Annotated in this window: 28 protein-coding genes; 12 read left to right on the top strand and 16 right to left on the bottom strand. The window is 67.4% G+C overall.

Features of this window, described 5'->3' with window-relative positions:
* Window positions 1–4: 4 nt before the first annotated feature.
* A complete protein-coding gene (locus C4F17_RS00855) occupies window positions 5–529 on the top strand; it encodes an FKBP-type peptidyl-prolyl cis-trans isomerase (protein WP_081267216.1) in 525 nt (174 codons plus the stop codon).
* A gap of 79 nt (window positions 530–608) precedes the next feature.
* Here the strand turns inward: C4F17_RS00855 and C4F17_RS00850 are convergent, their stop codons facing one another.
* The 4 genes from C4F17_RS00850 to coaBC form a co-directional block, all read right to left on the bottom strand.
* Window positions 609–1,109: a glycine zipper 2TM domain-containing protein gene (locus C4F17_RS00850; RefSeq protein ID WP_081267217.1), complete on the bottom strand. Its 501-nt coding sequence runs from the start codon at window positions 1,107–1,109 to the stop codon at window positions 609–611.
* Window positions 1,110–1,279: 170 nt separating this feature from the next.
* Entirely contained in the window at window positions 1,280–1,726 is a 447-nt protein-coding gene (gene dut, locus C4F17_RS00845) for a dUTP diphosphatase (RefSeq protein WP_081267218.1), read from the bottom strand.
* 2 nt (window positions 1,727–1,728) lie between these two features.
* A complete protein-coding gene (locus tag C4F17_RS00840) occupies window positions 1,729–2,205 on the bottom strand; it encodes a hypothetical protein (protein ID WP_234382468.1) in 477 nt (158 codons plus the stop codon).
* Window positions 2,205–3,428: a bifunctional phosphopantothenoylcysteine decarboxylase/phosphopantothenate--cysteine ligase CoaBC gene (gene coaBC / locus C4F17_RS00835; protein WP_106933927.1), complete on the bottom strand. Its 1,224-nt coding sequence runs from the start codon at window positions 3,426–3,428 to the stop codon at window positions 2,205–2,207. The genes C4F17_RS00840 and coaBC overlap by 1 nt, the downstream gene beginning before the upstream one ends.
* Before the next feature lie 123 nt (window positions 3,429–3,551).
* On the opposite strand from coaBC, the gene C4F17_RS00830 reads away from it, so the two are divergent.
* Genes C4F17_RS00830 through C4F17_RS00800 form a run of 7 tightly spaced genes read left to right on the top strand, consistent with a single transcriptional unit; the run spans window position 3,552 to window position 9,522 of the window.
* Window positions 3,552–5,234 carry a CTP synthase gene (locus tag C4F17_RS00830; RefSeq protein ID WP_081267220.1) on the top strand — a complete coding sequence of 561 codons (1,683 nt, stop codon included), beginning with the start codon at window positions 3,552–3,554 and terminating at the stop codon, window positions 5,232–5,234.
* Window positions 5,231–5,521: a DUF1330 domain-containing protein gene (locus tag C4F17_RS00825; protein WP_081267221.1), complete on the top strand. Its 291-nt coding sequence runs from the start codon at window positions 5,231–5,233 to the stop codon at window positions 5,519–5,521. The genes C4F17_RS00830 and C4F17_RS00825 overlap by 4 nt, the downstream gene beginning before the upstream one ends.
* A 55-nt stretch (window positions 5,522–5,576) precedes the next feature.
* On the top strand, window positions 5,577–6,860 hold the full coding sequence (gene eno / locus C4F17_RS00820; RefSeq protein ID WP_081267222.1) for a phosphopyruvate hydratase: 1,284 nt from the start codon (window positions 5,577–5,579) through the stop codon (window positions 6,858–6,860).
* 19 nt (window positions 6,861–6,879) lie between these two features.
* Entirely contained in the window at window positions 6,880–7,158 is a 279-nt protein-coding gene (gene ftsB, locus C4F17_RS00815; RefSeq protein ID WP_106933926.1) for a cell division protein FtsB, read from the top strand.
* A 54-nt stretch (window positions 7,159–7,212) separates the two neighbouring features.
* Window positions 7,213–7,842 (top strand): nicotinamide riboside transporter PnuC, encoded by a 630-nt coding sequence (gene pnuC / locus C4F17_RS00810; RefSeq protein WP_106933925.1) that lies wholly within the window; start codon window positions 7,213–7,215, stop codon window positions 7,840–7,842.
* Window positions 7,839–8,510, top strand: coding sequence for an AAA family ATPase (locus C4F17_RS00805; protein WP_106937394.1), 672 nt, complete (start codon window positions 7,839–7,841; stop codon window positions 8,508–8,510). Before pnuC ends, C4F17_RS00805 begins: the two co-directional genes overlap by 4 nt.
* Window positions 8,511–8,547: 37 nt before the next feature.
* The gene (locus tag C4F17_RS00800; RefSeq protein ID WP_106933924.1) at window positions 8,548–9,522 is read left to right on the top strand and encodes a hypothetical protein; all 975 of its coding nucleotides are present in this window, start codon (window positions 8,548–8,550) and stop codon (window positions 9,520–9,522) included.
* A 27-nt stretch (window positions 9,523–9,549) separates the two neighbouring features.
* Here the strand turns inward: C4F17_RS00800 and hslO are convergent, their stop codons facing one another.
* A complete protein-coding gene (hslO, locus tag C4F17_RS00795) occupies window positions 9,550–10,548 on the bottom strand; it encodes an Hsp33 family molecular chaperone HslO (RefSeq protein WP_106933923.1) in 999 nt (332 codons plus the stop codon).
* Window positions 10,549–10,587: 39 nt separating this feature from the next.
* Window positions 10,588–11,112: a gamma carbonic anhydrase family protein gene (locus tag C4F17_RS00790; protein ID WP_081267227.1), complete on the bottom strand. Its 525-nt coding sequence runs from the start codon at window positions 11,110–11,112 to the stop codon at window positions 10,588–10,590.
* A 37-nt stretch (window positions 11,113–11,149) separates the two neighbouring features.
* On the opposite strand from C4F17_RS00790, the gene C4F17_RS00785 reads away from it, so the two are divergent.
* Window positions 11,150–11,962 carry a ferritin-like domain-containing protein gene (locus tag C4F17_RS00785; protein ID WP_081267228.1) on the top strand — a complete coding sequence of 271 codons (813 nt, stop codon included), beginning with the start codon at window positions 11,150–11,152 and terminating at the stop codon, window positions 11,960–11,962.
* A 74-nt stretch (window positions 11,963–12,036) separates the two neighbouring features.
* Here the strand turns inward: C4F17_RS00785 and C4F17_RS00780 are convergent, their stop codons facing one another.
* The 8 genes from C4F17_RS00780 to C4F17_RS00745 all read right to left on the bottom strand — a co-directional run bounded on the left by C4F17_RS00780 (window position 12,037) and on the right by C4F17_RS00745 (window position 19,172).
* Window positions 12,037–12,516, bottom strand: a complete 480-nt coding sequence (locus C4F17_RS00780) for a MaoC family dehydratase (RefSeq protein WP_106933922.1) — start codon at window positions 12,514–12,516, stop codon at window positions 12,037–12,039.
* Window positions 12,517–12,555: 39 nt separating this feature from the next.
* The gene (locus tag C4F17_RS00775; RefSeq protein ID WP_106933921.1) at window positions 12,556–13,689 is read right to left on the bottom strand and encodes a thiolase family protein; all 1,134 of its coding nucleotides are present in this window, start codon (window positions 13,687–13,689) and stop codon (window positions 12,556–12,558) included.
* A 94-nt stretch (window positions 13,690–13,783) separates the two neighbouring features.
* A complete protein-coding gene (locus C4F17_RS00770; protein ID WP_106933920.1) occupies window positions 13,784–14,371 on the bottom strand; it encodes a TetR/AcrR family transcriptional regulator in 588 nt (195 codons plus the stop codon).
* 74 nt (window positions 14,372–14,445) lie between these two features.
* Window positions 14,446–15,438 carry a Bug family tripartite tricarboxylate transporter substrate binding protein gene (locus tag C4F17_RS00765; protein ID WP_106933919.1) on the bottom strand — a complete coding sequence of 331 codons (993 nt, stop codon included), beginning with the start codon at window positions 15,436–15,438 and terminating at the stop codon, window positions 14,446–14,448.
* A gap of 34 nt (window positions 15,439–15,472) precedes the next feature.
* The gene (locus C4F17_RS00760; RefSeq protein WP_106933918.1) at window positions 15,473–16,453 is read right to left on the bottom strand and encodes a Bug family tripartite tricarboxylate transporter substrate binding protein; all 981 of its coding nucleotides are present in this window, start codon (window positions 16,451–16,453) and stop codon (window positions 15,473–15,475) included.
* Window positions 16,450–17,235 (bottom strand): DUF72 domain-containing protein, encoded by a 786-nt coding sequence (locus C4F17_RS00755; RefSeq protein ID WP_106933917.1) that lies wholly within the window; start codon window positions 17,233–17,235, stop codon window positions 16,450–16,452. Before C4F17_RS00755 ends, C4F17_RS00760 begins: the two co-directional genes overlap by 4 nt.
* A complete protein-coding gene (gene xerD, locus C4F17_RS00750) occupies window positions 17,210–18,121 on the bottom strand; it encodes a site-specific tyrosine recombinase XerD (RefSeq protein WP_081267235.1) in 912 nt (303 codons plus the stop codon). Before xerD ends, C4F17_RS00755 begins: the two co-directional genes overlap by 26 nt.
* 76 nt (window positions 18,122–18,197) lie before the next feature.
* Window positions 18,198–19,172, bottom strand: coding sequence for a tripartite tricarboxylate transporter substrate binding protein BugE (locus C4F17_RS00745; protein WP_106933916.1), 975 nt, complete (start codon window positions 19,170–19,172; stop codon window positions 18,198–18,200).
* A 117-nt stretch (window positions 19,173–19,289) separates the two neighbouring features.
* On the opposite strand from C4F17_RS00745, the gene C4F17_RS00740 reads away from it, so the two are divergent.
* A complete protein-coding gene (locus tag C4F17_RS00740; RefSeq protein WP_081267237.1) occupies window positions 19,290–20,195 on the top strand; it encodes an AEC family transporter in 906 nt (301 codons plus the stop codon).
* A gap of 601 nt (window positions 20,196–20,796) precedes the next feature.
* On the opposite strand, the gene C4F17_RS00730 is transcribed toward C4F17_RS00740, so the two are convergent.
* Window positions 20,797–21,549, bottom strand: a complete 753-nt coding sequence (locus C4F17_RS00730) for a sulfite exporter TauE/SafE family protein (protein WP_106933915.1) — start codon at window positions 21,547–21,549, stop codon at window positions 20,797–20,799.
* Between the two features lie 43 nt (window positions 21,550–21,592).
* Window positions 21,593–22,843: an MFS transporter gene (locus C4F17_RS00725; RefSeq protein ID WP_081270436.1), complete on the bottom strand. Its 1,251-nt coding sequence runs from the start codon at window positions 22,841–22,843 to the stop codon at window positions 21,593–21,595.
* 89 nt (window positions 22,844–22,932) lie between these two features.
* On the opposite strand from C4F17_RS00725, the gene C4F17_RS00720 reads away from it, so the two are divergent.
* Both C4F17_RS00720 and C4F17_RS00715 read left to right on the top strand, forming a co-directional pair.
* Window positions 22,933–23,805: an AraC family transcriptional regulator gene (locus C4F17_RS00720; RefSeq protein ID WP_106933914.1), complete on the top strand. Its 873-nt coding sequence runs from the start codon at window positions 22,933–22,935 to the stop codon at window positions 23,803–23,805.
* Between the two features lie 58 nt (window positions 23,806–23,863).
* Window positions 23,864–24,598, top strand: coding sequence for a phosphatase PAP2 family protein (locus C4F17_RS00715; RefSeq protein WP_106933913.1), 735 nt, complete (start codon window positions 23,864–23,866; stop codon window positions 24,596–24,598).
* Window positions 24,599–24,644: the final 46 nt, after the last annotated feature.

Here is a 24,644-nt window from a genome sequence, read left to right as displayed (position 1 = left end):
TGCAATGGAAATCTCTGAACAATGCGTGGTCGGCTTGACCTGGACGATGAAAGACACGCTCGGCGACGTGCTGGACGTGCTCGATGAGCCGGTGGAATTCATGGTCGGCGGCGACGATCTCTTCGACGTGATCGAAGCGGCCCTGCAAGGCCATGAGCCCGGTGCCCGGGTCCAATTGCAGATCGAGCCCGAACAGGGCTTCGGCGACTTCAACGACCAACTGCTCTTCCTCGAGCCCCGCTCGCTCTTCCCAGAAGGCACGGAAGAAGGAATGACATTCGACGGCTCCGCCCTGCCCAAGGGCGTGAACGCCGACATTCCGAAGGACGCGATCTACACCGTGGCCGAGATCTACCCCGACCACCTGGTGCTCGACGGCAACCACCCGCTGGCCGGCATCGCGATCCGGCTCGACATCACCGTGCGTTCGGTGCGCGAGGCCACGGAAGAGGAAGTCGGTCGCGGCACTGCCGGCACCGGCTTCTTCAAGGTCGCGCCGATGGCGCCGGGCAACGAGACGCTGCACTGACGACGGCCGATGGCGCCCATGAAAAAGCCGGGCAGTGCCCGGCTTTCTCATGCCCCCGATGGGTCGGGGAGCGGATCCGTCACATGCGCGAGATCTGGCCGTTGTCGATGCGCACGCGGTCGCCGATGCGCAGGTCGCCGGGGCTCTGCACGTCGAAGGCCCGATAGCCGCCTCGGTCGGTCTGCACCGACACGCGATACATCTCGTAGACGCGGGGACCGTTCTGCTGGGCCTCGATGGTGTTGCCCAGCAAGGCGCCGCCCACGATGCCGAGCGCGGTGGCTGCGGCACGGCCGTTGCCGCGTCCGAACTGGTTGCCCACCACGCCGCCGATGACGCCGCCTGCCACTGCGCCGCCGCCCGAGGTGCCGGTGCCGGCGGTTTCGCTGCGCAGCACCTCGATGTTGGCCACGTGGCCGTATTCGACGTAGGAGGCTTCGCGGTACTGGATGGCCTGCGGCGGTGCTTGGTAAGGGTAGCGCGAGGTCTGGTAGACGGGCGCCGGCGCCACGCACGCCGTGAGCGTGGCCACTGCCAGCACGGAAGCGGTAACGGAAACGAAGCGCATTGAAATCTTCATGTTGAGAGGCTCCTCAGATAGAACGGCGCACGAACAATGCGCCTGCGTGTGTCTAACGCCGCAGCCAGAGCCACGATGACGCAAAACACACGTTGAAACCTTCGAGGCAATGGGGCTGCCCGGGTTCCGTTCTTTACCGCCCGGAAACTCAGGCTCCGCTCAGGATTCGCTCAATGCTTGCCGGTGGAGCCGTAGCCGCCCTCGCCGCGTTGCGTAGGTGCAAATTCTGTGACGACCCGAAACTGCGCCTGTACCACGGGCACGATCACCAGTTGCGCGAGCCGCTCCATCGGATTCAGCACGAAGGGCGTGTCGCTGCGGTTCCAGGCGCTGATCTTCAGTTCGCCCTGGTAGTCGCTGTCGATCAGGCCGACGAGGTTGCCCAGCACGATGCCGTGCTTGTGGCCCAGGCCCGAGCGCGGAAGGATCATTGCCGCATAGGCCGGGTCGGCCAGGTGGATCGCGATGCCGGTGCCCACCAGCTGCCAGCCGTTGGGCTCCAGCGTGATGGGGGCGTCGAGGCAGGCCCGCAGGTCGAGGCCGGCGCTGCCGGGGGTGGCATAGGCGGGCAATTGATCCACCATGCGCGGATCGAGGATACGGACGTCGACTTTCACTTTTAATTGCTGCCTTGCTTCTGTTGCTGTTCTCTTTGCTTGCGGTTCGCCTCTTCCAGCAGCAGCTGCCACTTGGCGACACCGGGGGTGAACTTCACGCCCTTCAATTTCTTGCCGAACCACAGGGCCACGCCCAGCAGCAGCACGAGCACGCCGAAAGGCACGCCCGAAGCCCACAGGACGAGGAACACCAGCGCGCCGACCGCGCCCATCACCTTGAGCACCTTCGGATCGAACGCACCGGGCTGGGCCTTGGGTACTTCGCCGTTGGGGAGTTCCTGCTGTTGCTGTTGCTGCTGCCGTTGCATGGCTGCCGTGACGGGGCCCTGCTGGCCGGGCGGTTGCGTCATGCCGACGTCGAGCCCCGGTTCGCCCTCCTTCGGCGCGCGCCTGGGCAATGCGGCCTGGGCCGACAGCCGTTCGACGTAACGCGCGAAATCGCCATTGGGCGGCGTGTTCCATTGGGGATTCAGGTTCATCAGACCCTCCAGTCGGGAAGTCGTGCGGCGATCTCGGTCATCAGTTCGCGGGCCAGCGTGAGCTTGGGCGCGCGCGGCAGTTCGCGCACGCCGTTGGCATCGACCAGCAGCAGCGCGTTGTCGTCCTGCCCGAAGGTCAGCGGGCCGATGTTCCCGACCAGGAGCGGAATGCCCTTGCGCTCGCGCTTGGCCTTGGCGTGCGCCGCGAGGTTCTCGCTTTCGGCGGCAAAGCCTACGCAGAAGAGCTTCTTCGACTGGGCGCGCTCGCTGCGCGCGACGTTAAGCAGGATGTCGGCGTTCTCGACGAACTCCAGCACCGGGGTCTTGCCGCTGCCGTCCTTCTTGATCTTCTGGTCGCTCTGCGTGGCCGGGCGCCAGTCGGCCACGGCGGCTGTTGCTACGAAAATGCTAGCAAACTCCGCGGCACGGGTGGTGGCTTCGAGCATGTCCTGCGCGGACAGAACGTCGACGCGCGTCACGCCGCGCGGCGTGGGCAGGTGCACCGGGCCGGCCACCAGCGTGACCTCGGCGCCCGCTTCGCGGGCCGCGCGGGCAATGGCAAAGCCCATCTTGCCGGACGAATGGTTGGTGATGCCGCGGATCGGGTCGAGCGACTCGAAAGTCGGCCCTGCCGTGACCAGCACCTTCTGCCCCGCCAGCAGCTTGGGGCTGAAGAAGGCCGTGATGTCCTCGAGCAGCTGGGCGGGTTCGAGCATGCGCCCGTCGCCGGTTTCGCCGCAGGCCTGCCAGCCGTTGCCCACGCCCAGCACCGTGGCGCCGTCGGCCGCCACCTGCACCAGGTTGCGCTGCGTGGCCGGATGGCCCCACATCTCGCGGTTCATGGCCGGCGCGATGAGCAGCGGAATTCGGTCCATGGGGCGGGCAAGGCACATCAGGCTCAGCAGGTCGTCGGAGCGGCCCTGCACCAGCCGCGCGATGAAGTCGGCGCTGCAGGGCGCCAGCACGATCGCATCGGCCTCGCGGCTCAGGTTGATGTGCGGCATGTTGTTGGGCTCGCGGGTGTCCCACTGCGAGGTGTAGACGGTGCGCCCCGAGAGCGCCTGCATGGTCACCGGCGTGATGAACTGCTCGGCCGCCTCGGTCATGACGACCTGGACGGTCGCGCCCGCCTTGACGAACAGCCGGCACAGCTCGGCCGACTTGTAGCAGGCGATGCCTCCGGTGAGGCCCAGGACGATGTGTTTGCCGGCGAGATCTTGCATGGGCTGTATTGTTGCTCACATGCCATCCGACCCGCGGCAACAAGCCCCTGGCGGAAAGTGTCGCGAAGGGCACACCTATAATCGCAATTTCCCACTGCCCGGATTGCAAAGTCCGGAACTGGCATGACCAAATTTGTCTTCGTCACCGGTGGTGTCGTATCTTCCCTTGGCAAGGGAATCGCCTCCGCCTCGCTCGCCGCGATCCTCGAATCGCGCGGCCTCCAAGTCACCCTCATCAAGCTCGATCCGTACATCAATGTCGACCCCGGCACGATGTCGCCCTTCCAGCATGGTGAAGTGTTCGTCACCGATGACGGCGCAGAGACCGACCTCGACCTCGGCCACTACGAGCGCTTCATCAACACGCGGATGCGCAAGGCCAACAACTTCACGACCGGCCAGATCTACAAGACCGTGCTCGAAAAAGAGCGCCGTGGCGACTACCTCGGCAAGACGGTGCAGGTGATCCCGCACATCACCAACGAAATCCAGGAATACATCAAGCGCGGCGCCGGCATCGGCACTGCGCACGAGGTGGACGTGGCCATCGTCGAAATCGGCGGCACCGTGGGCGACATCGAGTCGCTGCCCTTCCTGGAGGCCGTGCGCCAGATGAGCCTGCGCATGGGCCCGAACAACTCGGCCTTCGTGCACCTGAGCTACGTGCCCTGGATCGCCGCCGCCGGCGAACTCAAGACCAAGCCCACGCAGCACACCGCGCAGAAGCTGCGCGAAATCGGCATCCAGGCCGACGCCCTGCTGTGCCGCGCCGACCGCCCGATCCCCGACGACGAGCGCGCCAAGATCTCGCTCTTCTCGAACGTGCCCGAATGGGGCGTGATTTCGATGTGGGACGTGGACACCATCTACAAGGTGCCCCGCATGCTGCACGAGCAGGGCCTGGACGGCCTGATCTGCGACAAGCTGCGCATCAACACCCCACCCGCCAAGCTGCAGCGCTGGGACGACCTGGTCTACGAAGTCGAGCACCCGCAAAAGGAAGTGTCGATTGCCATGGTCGGCAAGTACGTCGACCTGTCGGACAGCTACAAGTCGCTGAACGAAGCCCTGCGCCACGCCGGCATGAAGAACCATGCCCGCGTGAAGATCGACTACATCGACTCCGAGACCATCAACGCGCAGGACGTGTCCCGCCTGGCCAAGTACGACGCCATCCTGGTGCCCGGCGGCTTCGGCCAGCGCGGCGTGGAAGGCAAGATCTCGGCGGCCCGCTTCGCCCGTGAAGGCAAGGTGCCCTACCTGGGCATCTGCCTGGGCATGCAGGTTGCCACCATCGAGTACGCCCGCCACGTGGCCGGCCTGAAGAACGCGAACAGCACCGAGTTCGACCCCGAGACGCCCACCCCCGTGATCGCGCTGATCACCGAGTGGAAGGACGCCGACGGCACCGTGAAGACGCGCGACGAGAAGTCCGACCTCGGCGGCACCATGCGCCTGGGCGCGCAGAGCTCCGACGTCTCGCCCGGCACGCTGGCCCACAGCATCTACGGCGACGTGGTCACCGAGCGCCACCGCCACCGCTACGAAGCCAACGTCAACTACCTCGACGAACTGCGCAAGGCCGGCCTCGTGATCTCGGCGCTCACGCAGCGCGAGCACCTGACCGAGATCGTCGAGCTGCCGCAGGACGTGCACCCCTGGTTCATGGGCGTGCAGTTCCACCCCGAGTTCAAGTCGACCCCGTGGGGCGGCCATCCGCTGTTCAACGCCTTCATCAAGGCGGCGCTCGAACACAAGGAAAAGGGCGCGGGCAGCACCAACAAGGCACTGAAGGCCGTCGCATGAGCAGCGGATACGTCATCGCCCACGTCGAGGTGACCAACCCGACGCAGTACGAGGAATACAAGAAGTGGTCGAGCGCCGCCATGCAGGCGCACGGCGCCGAAGTGTGCGTGCGCGGCGGCCAGGTGCAGCCGCTGGAGGGCGACTGGAAGCCCACGCGCGTCGTCATCCTCAAGTTCGCCAGCTTCGAGAAGGCCAAGGCCTTCTACGACACGCCCGAATACCTCAAGGCCCGCGAAGCGCGTGCCGGCGCCGCGATCATGAACATGATCGCCGTCGAGGGCCTCTGAGCCCCCTGCCCCATTTATTCATCCGCCAAAGAGAACCGAAAGAGAAAGACAAAAGATGAGTGCAATCGTTGACATCGTCGGCCGCGAAATTCTCGACAGCCGAGGCAACCCCACCGTCGAGTGCGACGTGCTGCTGGAGTCGGGCACCATGGGCCGTGCGGCCGTGCCCTCGGGCGCGTCGACCGGTTCGCGCGAAGCCATCGAGCTGCGCGACGGCGACAAGAGCCGCTACCTGGGCAAGGGCGTGCTCAAGGCCGTGGAGAACATCAACACCGAGATCTCGGAAGCCGTGCTCGGCCTGGACGCCAGCGAACAGGCCTTCCTCGATCGCACGATGATCGACCTGGACGGCACCGACAACAAGGGCCGCCTGGGCGCCAACGCCACCCTCGCCGTGTCGATGGCCGTGGCCCGCGCCGCGGCCGAAGAGTCCGGTCTGCCGCTGTACCGCTACTTCGGCGGCATGGGCGGCATGCAGCTGCCGGTGCCGATGATGAACGTCATCAACGGCGGCGCGCATGCCAACAACAGCCTCGACCTGCAGGAGTTCATGATCATCCCCGTGGGCGCCAAGAGCTTCCGCGAGGCCGTGCGCTACGGCGCCGAGGTGTTCCATGCACTGAAGAAGATCCTGGGCGACCGCGGCATCAGCACGGCCGTGGGCGACGAAGGCGGCTTCGCCCCCAGCGTCGAGAGCCATGAAGCGGCCATCCAGCTGATCCTGGAAGCCATCGACAAGGCCGGCTACACGGCGGGCGAGCAGATCGCCCTGGGCCTGGACTGCGCGGCCAGCGAGTTCTACAAGGACGGCAAGTACGTGCTGTCGGGCGAAAACCTCTCGCTCACGTCCGAAAGCTGGACCGACATGCTCGCGACCTGGGTCGACAAGTACCCGATCATCAGCATCGAAGACGGCATGCACGAAGGCGACTGGGACGGCTGGAAGCACCTGACCGAACGCCTGGGCAAGCGCGTGCAGCTGGTGGGCGACGACCTGTTCGTCACCAACACCAAGATCCTGCAAGAGGGCATCGACAAGGGCATCGCCAACTCGATCCTCATCAAGATCAACCAGATCGGCACGCTGACCGAGACCTTCGCCGCCATCGAGATGGCCAAGCGCGCGGGCTACACGGCCGTGATCTCGCACCGTTCGGGCGAAACCGAAGACAGCACCATCGCCGATATCGCGGTGGGCACCAACGCCGGCCAGATCAAGACCGGCTCGCTGTCGCGCTCGGACCGCATCGCCAAGTACAACCAGCTGCTGCGCATCGAAGAAGACCTTGGCGACATCGCCGTGTACCCGGGCCGCGGCGCGTTCTACAACCTGAAGTAACGCACTGGACGCCCCGCGCATGCGCGCCCGACTCGTTCCACCGATCATCCTGCTGCTTCTGCTGGGCGTCCTGCAGTGGCAGCTGTGGAACGGGCGCGGCAGCGTGCGCGACGTGGCGCAGCTGCGGACCAAGCTGGCCGACCAGAAGGAAGCCAACGCCAAGGCCGCGCTGAACAACGAGCGCCTGACCTCGGAGGTCAACGACCTCAAGGAAGGCCTCGAAATGGTCGAGGAACGCGCGCGGGCGGAACTCGGCATGGTGAAGCCGAACGAAGTGTTCGTCCAGATCGCGCACTAAGATGACCCCCAGTCTTCGCGCACTTCGTGTCGGTGCCCTCTGGGGGCGAATCTGATCCTTGAGCTTCTCTCGGCCCCTGCATTCCTGCTCTGGGGCTCTCCCGTCAGCTGGCTCGAACTTGTCGCCGCGCTCCTCGCGCTCGCCATGGTCGGGTGCAACATGCGCGAGATCCACTGGGGATGGCCGCTGGCCATCGTCAGTTCGCTGCTCTATGTGGCCGTCTTCGCCAAGGCGCGCATCTACGGCGACGCCTCGCTCCAGGTCTTTTTCGCTTTCGTCGCCCTGTGGGGCTGGGCCCAGTGGCTGCGCGGCCACCGGGCGGACGGGAGCGCCCTGCATGTCAGCCGGCTTTCGCCGCGCGGCATTGCCCTCGCGCTGGCCGCCTGCGCCTTGGCGTGGCCGGCCGTCGCCCTCTTCCTGCGCCGCTTCACCGACACCGACGTGCCCTGGTGGGACGGCTTCGCCACCGGGCTGAGCCTGGTCGGGCAGTTCCTGCTCGGGCGCAAGTTCATCGAGAACTGGCTGGTCTGGCTGGCGGTGAACGTGGTCAGCGTGGGCCTGTTCATCCACAAGGGCCTTTGGCTCACGGTCGGGCTGTACGCGGTGTTCGCCGCGCTCAGCGTGGCCGGTTACCTGGCATGGCGGCAGCGCCTGCCGCAAGCGGCACAGGCGGCACGCGCATGACGCCCACCCTGCCGACCGGCTGCGTCATCGCGCTGCTGGGCGCCGAAAGCACCGGCAAGACCGAGCTGGCGCGCGCCATCGCGCAGCGCCTGCGGGACCGCGGAACCCCGGTAACGCTCGTTGGCGAATACCTGCGCGAATGGTGCGAGCGCGAAGGCCGCACGCCGCGCCCCGACGAACAGCAGGCCATCGCCGACGAACAGACCCGCCGCATCGGCGTCGCCGCCGCGTCGGGCGTTGTGGTGGCCGACACCACCGCGCTCATGACGGCGGTCTACAGCGAACAGCTGTTCGCCGACACCTCGCTCTACGAAGGCGCCCTGGCCGCGCAGCGGCGCTATGCCATCACGCTGCTCACCGCGCTCGACCTGCCCTGGGTGGCCGACGACATGCGCGACGGCCCGCATGCGCAGCAGCCGACCGACACGCTGGTGCGCGCCGCGCTCATCGGCGCCAGGCTCTCGTTCGCCGTGGTGCATGGCAGCGGCGGCGAGCGCTTTGCCAACGCCTGGAACGCGATCAACTCGATCGCGGGCAACGAAGGCCGCACGCGCGCACGCGGCCGGCTCGAAGCCAAGCCCTCCTCGTGGTCATGGCCTTGCGAGAAATGCTCCGACCCGGAATGCGAACATAAGCTCTTCAGCGACCTGATCGCGCGCCGCGAGTAACCCAGCGGCGCGCACCATCCCCTTCACCGGAGACCCGATGCCCCTTTCGACAGCCGCGCGCCTCGCCCCTGCCACCACATTCATCGCCCTGCTGCTGGCCGCCGGCCATGCCGCTGCCGCCCCCGTCGCGGCCACGATAGAGAACGGCACCACGACCACCGCCTGCGCCGAGGAAGACAACGTCTCCCTCACCCTGCGCGGCGACGGCATCCGCCACATGCGCATCGAGGCGCTGCAGCCCGACTATCTCGACAAGATCGGCAACGACGTCACGGCGCCCGACTTCTCGGGCTGCAACTTCGACGGCGGCGCCCACCCCACCGACCCCGCGCACCGCTTCAAGAAGCGCACCGTGGTGCTGCTGGACAACGCCGAGTGGCGCATCGTCGGCATGACGCTGCCGACCTTCTGGCGCCCGCAGAGCGTGCCCGTGACCGTGGGCAAGCGCAGCGACCGTGGCTTCCATCTGCTGCAGGTGTTCAGGAAGGAGAACGGCAAGGCGCTCGAGGCCATCGTGCTCTATCCGTCGGACGGCTACTGGCGGCTCAAGCCGCTGCCGGACCCGCGCTTCGGCGACGGCGTGTACGGCTCTTCGTTCCTGCTCGGGCCGGTGGAGGCGGCCGCGCGGCCGGTGGTGAGCATCGCGTCGATCCGCATCGTGCCGAAGCCGCTGGCGATCCACGTGCGCTTTGCGAACGGCGGCAGCGCGGTGGCGCGTGTCGACGAAATCAGCCGCACGCGCACCGCGCTCGACGTCACCCTGTCGAAGCCGACGGTGAATGCGCAGCCCTTCGCGGTGCTGCGCTCGATGTACGTGACGCCGGACAACGCCGACGTGAGCGAAGTGCGCTGGCAGGCCGCGCCGCAAGCCGCGCAGCAGGTGCTGCCGCTGCCAGAGGTCAAGAGCCTGCAGGCCACGCAGGTGCGCTTCGGCCGAAGCCTGCCGTCGAAGCACAACACGAGCGCGCCGGACATTTCGTTCGGCGGCTTCGACAGCAGCGAAGCGCGCTGAGTCCGCGAGCGCGCTTCGACAGGCTGCCTACTGGACGACCGGGCTGCCCGGAATCTGGTCCGTCGGCGGCCTGAAGATCTGCGCGGTGTCGACCGCGTCGAAGCGGTACTGCTTGCCGCAGAAGTCGCAGCCCACCTCGATGTCGCCGCGCTCGGCGAGGATGCTCTCGGCCTCCTCCACGCCCAGGCCGCGGATCATCTGCGCCACGCGCTCGCGCCCGCAGGTGCAGGCGAAGTGCGGGCCCAGCAGGCCGGCCTGCGGCTCGAAGCGCAGCAGCCTCTCTTCCCAGAAAAGGCGGCGAAGAATGGTCTCGATGTCGAGCGTGAGCAATTCGTCGCGCGTCAGGCTGGAGGCGAGGATCGAGATGCGGTTGTAGTCCTCGTTCAGGCCGATCTGGTCTTCGTTGGCCTGGTCGTGGTCCTTGCTGGAAGTGCCTTCGAGGTTGCCCTCGCCCTTCACGGGCAGGCGCTGGATCAAGAGGCCCGCGGCCACCTTGTCGTCGGCCGCGAGCACCAGGGTGGTGTCGAGCTGCTCGCTCTGCAGCATGTAGTGCTGCAGCACGTCGCTGAGCTTGCCGAGCTTTTCGCCGTTGTCGTCGAACAGCGGTACCACGCCCTGGTAGGGCGTCGTGCCCGGCAGCTTGTCCTTGGGGTCGAGCGTGATGGCGCAGCGGCCCTTGTTGTTCACGTTGACCATGTCGGGCAGCCGCGCGTCGGCCGGCAGCTCGCCGATCACCTTGGCGGTGGCGCGCAGGCTCAGGTCGGGCCTGGCCTCGGCCACGGCCACCTTGACCGGGCCGTCGCCGAAGATCTGCAGGATCAGCGCGCCGTTGAACTTGATGTTGGCCTGCATCAGCGTGGCGGCGGCCGTCATTTCGCCGAGCAGTTCGGCCACGGGCGGCGGGTAGGCGCCGGTGGCGGTGTTGGAGGCGCGCCGCGCAAGGATCTCCTGCCACGCATCTGTCAGGCGCACGATCATGCCGCGCACCGGCAGGCCATCGAACAGGAATTTGTGCAGCTCGCTCAAAACGTTTTCTTTCTCTCTGTGTGCCTGCAACCGAACCGGTCAGGCGATCTTCTTGAGGCCCTTCGCGAAGCGATGGGCGTTCTCTACATAGTGCTCGGCGCTCTGGCGCAGCCGGGCGGCCGCGGCGTCATCGAGGGTGCGCACCACCTTGGCCGGCGAGCCGATGATGAGCGAGTTGTCCGGAAACTCCTTGCCCTCGGTCACGACGCTGCCGGCGCCAACGATCGAATTGCGGCCGATCTTCGCGTTATTCAAGACCACGGCCTGGATGCCGATGAGCGAGTTGTCGCCGACGGTGCAGCCGTGCAGCATCACCTGGTGGCCCACGGTGACGTTGTCGCCGATGGTCAGCGGGCAGCCGATGTCGGCATGCAGCACCGACAGGTCCTGGATGTTGCTGTTGCGTCCGATGGTCAGCGTCTCGGTGTCGCCGCGCAGCACCGCGCCGAACCACACGCTCGCGTTGTCGGCCAGCTTGACGTTGCCCATCACCTGCGCGCTGTCGGCCACCCATGCGCCTTCGCCGAGGGTCGGTGCAACGCCGTCCAATTCATAAATCGCCATCGTGGTTGTCTCCGGGGGCAAAACTAGAATTGTAGGGATGCACCCCCGATTGAGCGCGCTGGCCGCGCTGCGCCTCTCCGATCCCGAACAGAAGGTGGCTGCAACGCGCGCCATTTCTCTGCACGGCGCTACCGATTCCATAGCAACCGACCCGATCCGCACACCCGGCGACGACACCGGCGTGCCCGGCCGCCCGGAAAAGCCCGTGCGCGTGGCCGCCACCGCGGTGCAGAAGCGCTCGCCGTTCACGCCCGATGGCCGGGCCGCGCTGATCCATTCGATCTGCCACATCGAGTTCAATGCCATCAACCTCGCACTCGACGCCGTGTGGCGCTACGACGGCATGCCCGAGGCCTACTACCGCGACTGGCTGCGCGTGGCCGACGAAGAAGCGCTGCACTTCACGCTGCTGCACACGCACCTGCAGGACATGGGCTGGCGCTACGGCGACTTTCCGGGCCATGACGGCCTCTGGAACATGTGCGAGAAGACCAAGGACGATGTGCTCGGCCGCATGGCGCTCGTGCCGCGCACGCTGGAGGCGCGCGGGCTGGACGCCACGCCGCTGATCCAGGCCAAGCTCAAGCGGGTGAACACGCCCGATGCGCTGCGGGCGGTCGAGATCCTGGACATCATCCTGCGCGACGAAGTGGGCCATGTGGCCATCGGCAACCACTGGTACCGCTGGCTGTGCGAGCGCGCCGGCATCGACCCCGAGGCCACCTATCCGGCCTTGGTCGCGCGCTACGACGCGCCGCGCCACAAGCCGCCCTTCAATCTCGAGGCGCGCAGCCGGGCCGGCTTCAGCCCCGAAGAACTGCGCGCCCTGGCCGACTCCCGCCCCGAATGACCGAGGCGATCTCGCACCGGCAGGTCGCCTCGCTGGTCGAGGAACTGGGCCTGCGGGTGTTTTGAAACCCCGACTCAGGCCGCCGCCGGCCTGGCGTGCACCACCAGCCTGGGCGTGAAGTGCTGAAGCACATCGCCGCGCTGGTTGAGCGTCTGGCAGCGCATGGTGACCATCGCGCGGCCGGGCTTGGAGCGCGAGGGCACGATATCGACCACCTCGCTCACCACATGCAGCACGTCGCCGGGCCGCGTGGGCTTGGGCCATTGCAGCTCGCCGCCTGAACCGATGATGCCGTCGGCCAGCGGGATGCCGCTTTCGACCAGCAGCTTCATGGTGAGCGCCGCGGTGTGCCAGCCGCTCGCGGCCAGCCCGCCGAAGAAAGTCTTCTTCGCGGCCTCTTCGTCGGTGTGGAAGGGCTGCGGGTCGAACTGCCGCGCGAAGGCCTGGATCTGCGCCACGTCCAGCGCGTGTTCGGTGCTGCGGAAGCGGTCGCCGACGGACAGGTCTTCGAGGTACAGCTTGGGCCTGGCGCCGGTTTCAGGGGTTGCCGTCATCGGTTCTCCTTGGGGTTCGTGGCCGCATTCTCGGACCGTTCAAGCGCGCTCGAGGATCGTCGCGATGCCCTGCCCGCCGCCGATGCATTGCGTGGCCAGCGCATAGCGCCCCTTCTCGCGCACCAGCAGCGACGCGGCCTTGCCGGTGATGCGTGCGCCGGTCGCGCCCAGCGGATGGCCGATGGAGAGGCCGCCACCGTCGAGGTTGATCTTCGCGGGGTCGAGGCCCAGGTCGCGGATGCAGGCCAGCGCCTGCGACGAGAAGGCTTCGTTGATCTCGATCACGTCCAGGTCGGCGGCGCTCAGGCCGGCGCGGGCCAGCGCCTTGCGCGTCGCGGGGATCGGGCCGATGCCCATGACGGCGGGATCGACGCCCACGGTCGCGAACGAGCGGATGCGTGCCAGCGCCTGCAGGCCATGCCTGGCGGCAAACGCATCGCTGGTGACGAGCACCACCGCCGCGCCGTCGGTCAGCGGAGACGAGGTGCCGGCCGTCACCACGCCGTCGGGGCGGAATGCGGGCTTGAGGTTCGCCAGCGCCTCGGCGGAAGTGCTGGGGCGGATGCAGCCGTCGGCATCGACGATGTCGCCCGAGGCCAGCCGCACCGGCACGATCTCGCCCGCCAGCCGGCCCTCCGCGCGTGCGGCGGCGGCCTTGCGGTGCGACTCCACCGCGAAGGCCTCCTGGTCGGCGCGGCTCACGTTCCAGCGCTGCGCCGCGTTCTCGGCGGTTTCGCCCATGGAGATGTAGGCGTCGGTGTCGGCCAGCAGTTCCGGGCTGGGCGAGAAGTTGAAGCCGCCCTGCGGGACCGCCGTCATCGATTCCACGCCCACGCACAGGAACGCGTCGCCCATGCCCGCCTCGATCTGCGCGGCGGCAATGTGCACCGCCTGCATCGACGAGCCGCAGAAGCGGTTCACCGTCATGCCGCCCACCTCGTGCGGCAGGCCGGCCAGCAGACCGACGATGCGCGCGAGGTTGTTGCCCTGCGAGGCCTCCGGGTAGGCGCAGCCCAGGATGATGTCTTCGAGCAGCGCGGGATCGAGGTCGGTGCGCTGCAGCAGGCCCTTCACCACGTCGGCGGCCAGCGTGTCGGGGCGCACCTCGGCCAGCGCGCCTTTCTTCGCGAAGTGAAAGGGAGAACGGGCATAGGCGGAAATGACGGCTTTCATGAATGGCTCCAACAGATGAAACCTACCATCCAATCGGTAGGCTACGAGGTCAAAAAATAGGCACGCCGAGGCGCGCCTGCGTCAGGCCCGGCGCTCAGCCGGGCAATGAACTCCTGAGTTGCGCGATGGCTTCGTCGAACTCGTCCACGCGCCCTGTCATGCGCGCCGACAGCAGCGCACCCTGGCAGGAAGAAAACACGAAAGCCGCCAGCGAAGCGACCGAAACGCCCTTCTTGCGTTCCGGCATCAGCGCACCCAGCACGCCCGTGAGCCACGTCACCTGGGTGCTGCGCAGTTCGCGCACCGCCTCGCGCAGTTCGTCGTTGATGACGTCCCAGCCCGGCGCAAGCGCGCCTGCCGGGCAGATGCCGGAGCCGGCATTCAGCGTGTTGCGGTACATGCGGAAATACGATTCGAGCGCGTCTTTGGGCTCACGCTCGCGGGCGGCATCCCAGTCCTTGAAGCCCTGGGTGGCGGAGCGGATCACCGCGATGCCCAGTGCTTCCTTGCTGGGAAAGTGGTGATAGAGGCTGGCCTTGCGCACGCCGACCGCATCGGCCACGTCCTGGAAGCTGAAGCCCAGGTAGGAACGGGTTTCGATGAAGCCGCGCGCCACCGCGAGGATCTGCTCGCGGGTGCTGCCGGTGGCAAGGGCGGGAACGGCTGCTGTGGCGCTGGTCATCTACCTACTATAAGGTAGGGAGAATCGAACCACAAGCGCAGGTGTCTTCCAGGCGTCAGGTGGTGCGAGGCGGCTCAGTCGGCCTTGATGTTCGCCGCCTTGATGATGCGGCCGTTGCTTTCGAACTCGCTGGCGATTTCCTTCGCAAAGGCTGCAGACGTGCCGCCGGTCGGCACGTTGTCGGTGGCCGTGAGCTTGGCGCGCAGCTCGGGGCTGGCCAGCGCCTTGTTGATCTCGGCGTTGTACCGCGCGACCAGCGCAGCCGGCGTGGCGGCCGGCGCGAACACGCCGAACAGCGAGTTGATGTTGGCCGCCTTGTAGCCCAACTCGCCCAGCGTGGGCACCTGGGGCAGGCTGTCGAGCCGGGCCGGCGCTCCCACGGCCAGCGGGCGCAGCTTGCCCGACTGGATGTGCGACGACAGCGTCGGGCTCGCGTTGGTCGACAGAATCTCGAACTGCCCGCCGATCGCATCGTTGAGCTGCTGACCGCCGCCCTTGTACGGTACGTGCGTGATGTCCACGCCCGCCGCCGCATGCAGTTGCTCCAGCACGATGTGGCCCAGCGACGCCGGGCCGGAAGTGGCCCAGCGCACCGCGCCCGGGTGCGCCTTGGCGTCGTCGATGAGCGCCTTGAAGTCCTTGGCCTTGCTCGCCGGCGTGGCGATCAGCAGCACCGGCGAATACATCACGCTGGCCACGGGCGCCACGTCCTTGAGCGGATCGAAGGGCAGCTTGCCCAGGTGCGGGCTCAGCACCAGCGGACTGATGGCCGAGAAGCCCAGCGTCGCGCCGTCGGGCGCGGCCTTGGCCACCGCGTCCATGCCGATGGCGCCGCTTGCGCCGGCACGGTTGTCCACGATCACCGTGATGCCCATCTGCGCCGCGAGCCGGTCGCCCAGCGCCCGCGCGACCACGTCGCTGACGCCGCCCGCCGGGTAGGCGACGATGAGCCGCACGGTCTTGGGCACGGCCTGCGCGTAGGCGCCAGAAGCGGCGCACAGCGCGGCGGCGGCGAGGAGTCGGGTCGCCGTGCGGCGCGATGGCTTCGAGGAAGCGAGGAAATTCATGGTGTCTGTGGATCGGGTCGTCTGCGTGATTGCGTCAGTCCAGCTGCAGCTTGCGCTCCTTGATCAGCCTGGACCACTTCTCATTGTCCGCCTTCACGAAGGCCGCGAACTCGACCGGGCCCAGCGAATGCACCTCGGCCCCCGCCGTCGCGAACTTGGCCTTGATCTCGGGCTGCGCCAGCGCCTTGGCCAGCTCGCCCGAGAGCCGATCGACCACGTCCTTGGGCATGTTCGCCGGCCCCACCAGCCCCTGGAAGCCGACCGACTCCATGCCCGCCAGCCCCAGTTCCTTCACGGTCGGCACGTCGGGCAGCTGCGGGTCTCGCACCGGGCCGGTCACGGCCAACGCCTTGAGCTTGCCGCCCTTGACCTGCGGCAGCAGCACGCTGCCCGCGTCGATGAGGATCTGCGTCTGCCCGCCGATCAGGTCCTGCACGGCCGGCGCGCTGCCCTTGTAGGGCACGTGCGTCATGTCGAGCCCCGTCACCTGGTTCATCAGCTCGCCGTTCAGGTGCGTCGAGGTGCCGTTGCCGCCCGAGGCAAAGTTGACCTTGCCCGGCTGCCCCTTGGCCCACGCCACGAACTCCTTGAGGTTCTTCGCCGGATGGTCGGGCCGCGTCACCGCGATGTAGCTGCCCTGGCTGATCTGCCCGATGTAGGTGAACTGTCTGATCGGGTCGTACGGCGGCTTGCTCTGCAGGTAGGGCGCGATGGCGAAGGGCCCGGTGTTGGCCAGCAGCAGCGTATAGCCGTCGGCGGGCTGGCGCGTGAGTTCGGTGGCCGCGATCATGCCGCTGGCGCCGGGCTTGTAGTCGACCACCAGTTGCTGCTTGAGCGCCTCCTGCAGCGGCACCTGCACCGTGCGCGCCGCAAAGTCGATGCCGCCGCCGGGCGGATAGCCGACGATCAGGCGAATGGGCTTGGCGCCCGGGAAGCCTTGCGCGGCGGCAAGGCCGGTGGCCGCGGCCATTGCAAAGCCAAGGCCCAGGCCGGCGCAGAGTCTTGTGAATTTCATGTTCCGTCTCCTCTTGTTGATCGTTGATTCTCCAGCAGCCGCTGCAGCGCCAGCGCGTTGCCTGTCGCCTCGCCGCCGGCCGTGTTGTCGAACACGCACCAGCACTGCGCGCCTTCTTCCTTCGCAAGCTGCAGCCGCTGCGCGAGCCGCGCAAGCAGGTCGTCGCCGTAGGCCGACCAGTAGCGCCGCGGCGAGCCGTGCAACCGCAGATAGACAAGGCCCGGCCAGCCGCCGGGGGCCGCGGCTTCGTCGAACAGCACCGGGTCCGCGAGCACGCGGGCCACTTCGAAAATAGACAGCAGCCCCTCGGCCTGCGGCGTGAACCAGCTGCGATGACGGGGCTCCAGCACCACAGCGCCCGGGTGCCTGCGCCTAAGCGCGCTGAAAAAACCGCGCACCACCCCGGCATCGAACGCCAGGCTCGGCGGCAACTGCACGACCAGCGCACCGAGCTTGTTCCCGAGCCCCCCGACCTGCGCGGCAAATTCTTCGAACGCAGGCATCGCATCGACCAGCCGTCGTTCGTGCGTCACCGCCTTCGGCAGCTTGACCGCGAAGCGGAATCCTTCGGGCGTGCTCGCGGCCCAGCGTTCGTAGGTCTCGCGCCGGTGCGGCCGGTAGAACGAGGTGTCGATCTCGACCGCGTCGAAGCGCTGCGCATAGCGCTCCAGGTGCGAGCCCTCGGGCGGAAACACCGGCCACAGCGCGCGCGGCAGGCTCCATCCGGCGCAGCCGATGCGCCAGGGCTGCACAGGCTCAGCCGCGCGGGTGGTGCTTCGCATGAAGCTGCTTCAGGCGCTCGCGCGCCACATGCGTGTAGATGGTGGTGGTCGAGATGTCCGCATGCCCCAGCAGCAGCTGCACCGCGCGCAGGTCGACCCCGTGGTTCAGCAGGTGCGTGGCAAAGGCGTGGCGCAGCGTGTGCGGCGACAGCGGCACGTGAATGCCAGCGGCGGTCGCATGCTTCTTCACGATGATCCAGAACATCACGCGCGTCATGCCTGCGCCGCGCGCCGTGACGAACAGGTCGGGCGTCTGCTGGCCGTCGAGGATCGCGGGGCGCGATTCCTCCAGGTAGCGTTCGATCCAGCGCCGAGCCTCGCCCCCGAAGGGCACCAGCCGCTCCTTGCTTCCCTTGCCCAGCACGCGCAGCACGCCGTCGTTCAGGCTCATGTCGATGGCCTTGAGCGCCACCAGTTCGCTCACGCGCAGGCCGCTCGCGTACATCAGTTCCAGCATCGCGCGGTCGCGCAGGCCCAGGGGCGATTCGACATCGGGCGCGGCCAGCAGGTCGTCGACCTGCTTCTCCGACAGCGTCTTGATGGCGCGCGGCATCTGGCGCGCGGGCATGAGCCGGATGCTCGGGTCGGCCGTGATGCGCCGCTCGCGCAGCGCCCAGCGGTAGTAGCGCTTGAACACCGTGAGCCGGCGGTTGGCCGACGTTGCCTTGCCCTTGTTGGTGAGCCGCGCGCCCATGTAGGCCTGCAGGTCGGTCTCCCGCGCGGTGGCGAGCGTGGCGCCGCCTTGCTGCTTGCCGAGCCACTGCGCGAACAGCGCGAGGTCGCGGCGGTAGGCGGCGAGCGTGTTCTTCGACAAGCCGTCCTCGAGCCAGAGGGCGTCGATGAAGTCGTCGATATCGGGAGTGGGTGCGGCGGCGGCCTCGGTCATGCGTTGCAAGATAGCAAAAAAGAAAAAGCCGCCCGGGGCGCGGGCGGCTTGCGTCGAAAGAAAGAAAAAACCGGGCTCAGTCGAGCTTCAGGTTCTGCTTCTTCACCACGTCCTTGTAGACCTCGTACTCGGCCTTGATCTGCGCGGCGAACTGCTCGGGCGTATTGGCCACGATCAGCGAGCCCGTGTCCTCGATGCGCTTGCGCACCGCGGGTTCTTCCACCGACTTCTTCACACCGGCGCTGATCTTCTCGACCACTTCCTTCGGCAGGCCCTTGGGGCCGAGGATGCCGTAGTAGGCCATGCGGTTCACCGGCTCCAGGCCGACTTCCTTGAAGGTCGGCACGTTGGGCAGCGCGGCCAGGCGCTGGGGCGCGGACACCACGATCGGGATCAGCCGGCCGCTGGTGATGAAGGGCATGGCCGAGGGAATGTTGTCGAACATGATCGGCACCTGGCCGGCCACCACGTCGTTCAGCGCCGGGCCCGCGCCACGGTACGGAATGTGCGTGACGAAGGTGTTGGTCAGGCTCTTGTACAGCTCCATCAGCAGGTGGCCGATGCCGCCCGTGCCCGACGAGGCATACGAATACTTGCCGGGGTTCTTCTTCAGCTCGGCCACGAACTCGGCGTAGTTCTTGGCCGGGAAGCTCGGGTTGACGGCGATGATGTTCGGCGTGGCCGCGATGTTGATGATCGGCGTGAAGTCGTTGATCGGGTCGTACGGCGTCTTCGGGTTGATGGCCGGATTGGCCGCCGTGCTCGACACCGTGGCGATGCCGAGCTTGTAGCCGTCGGGCGTGGCGCGTGCCGTCTCGGCCGCACCCACGATGCCGCCGCCACCGGCACGGTTGATCACCACCACCGGCTGGCCCAGCACCTTGCCCAGCGGGTCGGAGATCACGCGCGCCACGATGTCGGTCGTGCCGCCCGGTGCGAAGGGCACGCTCAGCTCGACGGGCTTGCTGGGGTATCCCTGCGCGAAGCTCGGGCCCGCTACCGCGACCAGTGCGGCGGCGCCCACCAGAGCGCTCCATTGACGACGTTGCATCGAAAACTCCTTGACTTGACTTTGATGTCGAAAAAACGAAAGCCCGGATGCTAGCGGCTCACGGCCCGCACCCGTGCTGTGGATTACCCATGGTCCGTCCGGTTTATCCTCGAAGCGGTGAACTACGCGCAGCTGCTCTTCCCCGACTTTTCGCTCATCGCCATCGGCTGGCTCCTGTGCCGCTACACCGCCCTCGACCGCCGCGTGTGGGACCAGGTCGAGAGCCTTGTCTACTACTTTCTTTTTCCTGTGCTGCTGTTCCACTCGATCGTGCGCAGCCCGCTGGACTTCGGCGCCACGTCGAACCTGCTGACAGCGGGCCTGTGCATCGGTGCGGTCGGCATCGGCTTGGCCTACGCCCTGCCCTTCATGCCCGGCATCGGCTCGCATATCGACCGCCGTGACCACGCAGCCAGCGCCCAGGTCGCGTTCCGCTTCAATTCGTTCATCTGCCTCGCGCTGGCAGAGCGGCTGGCCGGGTCCGAAGGCCTGCTGCTCATTGCCGTGCTGATCGGCGTGTGCGTGCCCATCTTCAACATCGCGGCCGTGTGGCCAATGACGCGCCATGCGCAGACCGGCTTCTTGCAGCAGCTGGTGCGCAACCCGCTGATCGTCGCGACAGTCGCGGGGCTGCTGGCCAATGTGCTGGGGATCACCGTGCCGGGCTGGGCCACGCCCACGCTCACGCGCATCGGCGCCGCATCGCTCGCATTGGGGCTGCTGGCCGCGGGTGCGGGCATGAAGTTCTCGACGCTGGGCACGGGCAAGGTGCTGGCGGTGTCGATACTGGGCATACGGCACCTCGTCCTGCCGCTGGTCGCATGGGGGCTGGCTCTGGCGTTGCGGCTCGATGCGATGCAGGCTTCGGTGCTGATGGCTTTTTCCGCGGTGCCGACTGCTTCGAGTGCTTATGTGCTGGCTGCGCGGATGGGATACAACGGGGCTTATGTGGCGGGGTTAGTGACGCTGTCTACGCTGTTGGGGGTGCTCAGCTTGCCGTTTGCCTTGGCGTTGCCTCGGTAGTTGCTTTTCTTTTTGTGTTCCGGGGCCGGGTCTCGGCCCGGCGGCCGACCTACTTTTCTTTGCTTCGCCAAAGAAACGTAGGCAAAAGAAAGGCGACCCTGCTGTCTGCGTCCCTCCGCTTCGCTGCGGGCAACCTGCGGTGCTCGACTCCGGCGGGGGTCCGCAGAACTCGCTTCGCTCAAGCAGCTGCGGCCCTGATCCCGCCTGCGTCTGCGCTCCTCGGCGCAGCCAGAAGGGATTTGGAAACCGGACGCGCCATCGCTGCGCTCGGCGCGGGGCTGCAGCAGGCGCGCAGCGCCTGCTGCAGCATCGGTGGCCGAGCGCAGCAAAGGCCCGGCCAGTTTCCCCTCCCCTCTGGCTGCGCCGAGGAGCGCAGCGTTTCGCGGATCAGGGCTCGCCCTTGTTTGAGCGAAGCGAGTTTGGGCGAGACCCCGCGAAACGCGAGCACCGCAGGTTGCCCCGTAGCGCAGCGAAGGGGTCGCAGACAGCGGGGTCGCCTTTTCTTTGCTTACTTTCTTTTGGCGAAGCAAAAGAAAGTGAGTCGCCCGCCGGGGCGAGACCCGGCCCCGGAAAAAAACCCACCAAAAAGCAAAAACAACCCTCAGCCCCGACCCAACAAAGCAGGCACAGCAGAAGCCAACATAGCCACCCCGGAAGCCGTCAACAACCCCAACACCAACTTCCGAAACGCAGCCTCACTGATCCCCACATAAAGCCGAGCCCCCAGCAACACAGGCAACGCAACCGCAAGCGCCACCACACCGAGCAGTGGAATCGTAGAACGCGCAATGCTGCCACTCGCAAGGTGAACAGCAAACGCCACCATCAGCATAGACAGGTTGAAGTTCTGAATCACCGCACGCTGCGTATCGCGCTGGAAGCCGCGCAGCGTGCACCAGAGCGTGGGAATGGTTCCCGAGAAACCGCCGATGCCGGCCATGGCGCCGCCGATGGCGCCGGCAACTCCGTCCGCCACGCGGCCGCCGAAGGCGATCTTCGGCAGGTGCTGCGACATCAGCATGGCCGGGCACCACAGCACAAGCAGCACGCCAATGCACAGCTTGAAGACCACGAGGTCCAGGTGCGGCAGCAGCCACACACCGAAAGGCACGCCCACGAGTCCGCCAAGCACGAAGGGCCACAGCAGGCTCTTGTCGAAGGCGCGGCGCACCGTGACGGCAGCGATCACCTGCCCGGTGAGCGCCCCGAACAGCGCAAGCAGCGCCGCCAGCTGAGGCTCCAGCGTCCAGGCCCACACTGACATGGCCACCATGCCGAACGCAAAGCCGGACAGGCCCTGCACGAAGCCCGCCAGCACTGCACCGGCGATCACTGACACATACAAGGCTTGCATGCGGCCGATGATATCGGCCGCTGTTCAACGACCCGGCAGGGGCTCAGGCGGAGGCCGGCACCAGCGCCGTGCGGCGCACCCGGCGCACATTGAAGGCGCTGGCGATCAGCACGCCCTGCACCACCGCCAGGCCGACGATGACGCTCGTGTACTGCCCGTGGTCCATCAGGCGGCCGAACACCAGCGGCGCCACGGCCTGACCGATGTCCAGGCCCGCGTACACCACGCCGTAGACGCGGCCGGTGGCGTTGGGCGGGGTCGACTTCTTCACCAGCAGGTCGCGCGAAGGGCCAGCCACCCCGGAGACGAAACCCATCATGCCGAAGAGCACCGGCACCACGATCGGCGGGAAGTCCGCGAAGGCCAGCACCAAGGCCAGCATGGCGGCCACGCCGAAGCCAGCGCCCACGATGCGCTCGCAGCGCGACGGATCGGACGCGAGAAAGCCGCCCACCACCATGCCGGCCGCGCTGGCCACCATGTAGACGGTGAGGCACACCGCCACCAGCGCCACCGGCACCGCATGCAGGTGGCCCGCCGCCACCGGTGCAAAGGTCTGCACCACGCTGATCACGGCGGCGTAGAAAAAGAAGAAACCGAAGCACATCCACACCGCGGGAATGCGCAGGAAGTCGAACTCGCCGCCGGCGGGCGCGGGCTCGCCCTGCCCGGTGGCCTTGTGCACGGCCGCCGCGTCGAGCGACAGCGCGCTGCGGTAGACCCAAAGCACCAGAAGCACCACGATGGCCACGGCGCCCGCGGACGCCAGCGCCACGCGCCACGAATAGGCAATGGCAATCGGCACCACGAAGGCCGGCGCCAGCGCCCAGCCCAGGCTGCCGGTGATGCCGTGCACGCTGTAGGCATGGCCCAGCCGCGTGGGCGCGACCTTGCGGTTGAACAGCGTGTAGTCGACCGGGTGGAACACGCCGTTGCCGATGCCGCCGACCACCGCGCACGCCAGCAGCATCCAGTAGCTCTGCGCCGCTGCGTAGCCGAAAGCCGCAAGCCCCAGCGCGCCCAGCCCCACGAACAGCACCGGCCGCGGGCCCAGCTTGTCGACGATGAAGCCCGAGGCCGCCTGCACGATGCACGAGACCACGAAGAACACCGTGAGCACCGCTCCCAGCTCCACATAGCTCACGTTGAACGCGTCCTTCAGCCAGGGAAACAACGGCGCCAGGATGAGCTGGCTGAAGTGGCTGACCGCATGGGCCAGGCCGACCAGCCCGATCAGCTTGGCGTCGGTGCGCAAGGTGGTGGCCGGAACGGCGGCGGAGGATGAGGAGGACATGGATTGCTACAAAAAACCGGGGCGGGCTTCGATCCTATGCGGCGGGGACGCGGCAGAATGGCGATACAGCGACAACATTTGTCGAAACCATGCCAAGCGCCGCCTCCACCGCTGCCTCTTCTTCCGTCGCGACTTCTCCCGCGACCGCGCCGGCCAACAGCGTCGGGCCGCTCACGCCACACCTCTACGCCCCCGACGCGGTGCGCCCGCTGCGCGCCAAGGAACATTTCCTGAGCGCCGACACCCTGGTCGAGCTGCACGAGCACCCGTGGCCGCAGCTCACCTTCTCGACCCGCGGCGTGATCCGGCTCAGCACGCAGGACGGCAGCTACATCGTGCCGCCCTCCCGCGCGCTCTGGGTGCCGGCCAACATGCCGCACAGCATCACGCTGATCGAAGACGCGGAGCTGCGCACCGTCTACCTGCACGCCTGGATCGCTCCCACCTGGGAGAAATGCGAGGTGCTGGAGATCAGCCCGCTGCTGCGCGCACTGATGCTGGCGCTCGACACCACGCCCGATGGCCTGCCGCCGGCCGACCCGCACGCGCCGCAGCGCGAACGCATGATCGCGCCGTTGCTGGTGGACGAGGTCGAGCGCGCCACGCAGATCCGCATCGACGTGCCGCTGCCCGCCGACAAGCGCCTGCGCCAGCTCTGCGAGGCGCTGCTGCGCAACCCGGCCGACCGCGCCACGCTGGCCGAGCGCGCCGCCACCATCGGCGCCAGCGAGCGCACGGTGGCGCGGCTGTTTCGCGACCAGCTCGGCATGAGCTGGCAGCAATGGCGCCAGCAGGCCGTGATGGCCCATGCGCTGCCGCTGCTGGCGCGCGGCATGGCCGTGAGCCAGGTGGCGGCGGCCAGCGGCTATGCCACCGACAGCGCCTTCTGCGCCATGTTCAAGGCGGCGACCGGCCGCTCGCCGACCTCGTTCCAGCACCGCAAGCGCGCCGCGGCAAGCTGAACCCGTGGGGCATCGCGCGGCGGGTCATGCCGCTCTGGCAAGATCGGCGACCGACACCATGCACTCACCGATCCCCCTGCAGCTGGCGCCCGAAGCCCCGGCGCCCACATGGACCGCCGACATCTGGCTGCGCATGCGCCGCCATTTCCTGCTGAAGGCGGTCGGCACCACGGTCTTCACGTGGCTGTTCTTCATCGGCTACTTCCACCTGCTGCGCAATCCGTCGTTCCCGATCACGCTGATGCCGCTGACGCCGCTGGACCACCTCATTCCGTTCCAGCCCTATGCATTGGGCGCCTACCTGTCGCTCTGGTTCTACGTCGGCATCGCACCGGGGCTGCAGCTCACCTTCCGCGAGCTGGTGGTCTACGGGCTATGGATCGGCGGGCTGTGCATCACCGGGCTGGGGCTCTTCTATTTGTGGCCGACGCAGATTCCGCCGCTCTCCATCGACGTGTCCGGCTTTCCCGGCTTTGCGATGCTGCAGGGCGTGGATGCAGCGGGCAACGCCTGTCCCTCCATGCACGTGGCGGTGGCCATCTTCACCGCCATCCGCATCGAGCACGTGCTGCGCGAAACCCGCACGCCGGCGCCGTGGCGCGTGCTGAACTGGGCGTGGTTCGCCGCCATCGCCTACTCGACGCTGGCCGTCAAGCAGCACGTGGTGCTCGACGCGGCGGCGGGTGCCCTGCTGGGCGTGGTGTTCGCCCTGCCCTCGCTGTACTGGCGCCCGGGGAAGCGTTTGCGAGGGGATGCCCCTCACGCGGGAGCGGATATCATTGGCCATCATTGACCACAACAGCCGGAATGAGGAAGGGATCGATCCAATGGCATGCCCT

It is taken from the genome of Variovorax sp. PMC12 (assembly GCF_003019815.1).
Taxonomy (GTDB): domain Bacteria; phylum Pseudomonadota; class Gammaproteobacteria; order Burkholderiales; family Burkholderiaceae_C; genus Variovorax.
This window is presented reverse-complemented; position numbering and strand designations above follow the sequence as displayed.

Coding starts and splice junctions, on each gene's coding strand:
- C4F17_RS00790 (WP_081267227.1), bottom strand. CDS start 11,112: ATGGCGATTTATGAATTGGACGGCGTTGCACCGACCCTCGGCGAAGGC.
- C4F17_RS00755 (WP_106933917.1), bottom strand. CDS start 17,235: ATGCGAAGCACCACCCGCGCGGCTGAGCCTGTGCAGCCCTGGCGCATC.
- C4F17_RS00855 (WP_081267216.1), top strand. CDS start 5: ATGGAAATCTCTGAACAATGCGTGGTCGGCTTGACCTGGACGATGAAA.
- C4F17_RS00825 (WP_081267221.1), top strand. CDS start 5,231: ATGAGCAGCGGATACGTCATCGCCCACGTCGAGGTGACCAACCCGACG.
- C4F17_RS00725 (WP_081270436.1), bottom strand. CDS start 22,843: ATGTCCTCCTCATCCTCCGCCGCCGTTCCGGCCACCACCTTGCGCACC.
- C4F17_RS00745 (WP_106933916.1), bottom strand. CDS start 19,172: ATGCAACGTCGTCAATGGAGCGCTCTGGTGGGCGCCGCCGCACTGGTC.
- C4F17_RS00765 (WP_106933919.1), bottom strand. CDS start 15,438: ATGAATTTCCTCGCTTCCTCGAAGCCATCGCGCCGCACGGCGACCCGA.
- C4F17_RS00770 (WP_106933920.1), bottom strand. CDS start 14,371: ATGACCAGCGCCACAGCAGCCGTTCCCGCCCTTGCCACCGGCAGCACC.
- C4F17_RS00775 (WP_106933921.1), bottom strand. CDS start 13,689: ATGAAAGCCGTCATTTCCGCCTATGCCCGTTCTCCCTTTCACTTCGCG.
- ftsB (WP_106933926.1), top strand. CDS start 6,880: ATGCGCGCCCGACTCGTTCCACCGATCATCCTGCTGCTTCTGCTGGGC.
- C4F17_RS00780 (WP_106933922.1), bottom strand. CDS start 12,516: ATGACGGCAACCCCTGAAACCGGCGCCAGGCCCAAGCTGTACCTCGAA.
- eno (WP_081267222.1), top strand. CDS start 5,577: ATGAGTGCAATCGTTGACATCGTCGGCCGCGAAATTCTCGACAGCCGA.
- C4F17_RS00805 (WP_106937394.1), top strand. CDS start 7,839: ATGACGCCCACCCTGCCGACCGGCTGCGTCATCGCGCTGCTGGGCGCC.
- C4F17_RS00830 (WP_081267220.1), top strand. CDS start 3,552: ATGACCAAATTTGTCTTCGTCACCGGTGGTGTCGTATCTTCCCTTGGC.
- C4F17_RS00760 (WP_106933918.1), bottom strand. CDS start 16,453: ATGAAATTCACAAGACTCTGCGCCGGCCTGGGCCTTGGCTTTGCAATG.
- C4F17_RS00800 (WP_106933924.1), top strand. CDS start 8,548: ATGCCCCTTTCGACAGCCGCGCGCCTCGCCCCTGCCACCACATTCATC.
- xerD (WP_081267235.1), bottom strand. CDS start 18,121: ATGACCGAGGCCGCCGCCGCACCCACTCCCGATATCGACGACTTCATC.
- C4F17_RS00785 (WP_081267228.1), top strand. CDS start 11,150: ATGCACCCCCGATTGAGCGCGCTGGCCGCGCTGCGCCTCTCCGATCCC.
- coaBC (WP_106933927.1), bottom strand. CDS start 3,428: ATGCAAGATCTCGCCGGCAAACACATCGTCCTGGGCCTCACCGGAGGC.
- C4F17_RS00720 (WP_106933914.1), top strand. CDS start 22,933: ATGCCAAGCGCCGCCTCCACCGCTGCCTCTTCTTCCGTCGCGACTTCT.
- C4F17_RS00715 (WP_106933913.1), top strand. CDS start 23,864: ATGCACTCACCGATCCCCCTGCAGCTGGCGCCCGAAGCCCCGGCGCCC.
- C4F17_RS00850 (WP_081267217.1), bottom strand. CDS start 1,109: ATGAAGATTTCAATGCGCTTCGTTTCCGTTACCGCTTCCGTGCTGGCA.
- C4F17_RS00840 (WP_234382468.1), bottom strand. CDS start 2,205: ATGAACCTGAATCCCCAATGGAACACGCCGCCCAATGGCGATTTCGCG.
- C4F17_RS00730 (WP_106933915.1), bottom strand. CDS start 21,549: ATGCAAGCCTTGTATGTGTCAGTGATCGCCGGTGCAGTGCTGGCGGGC.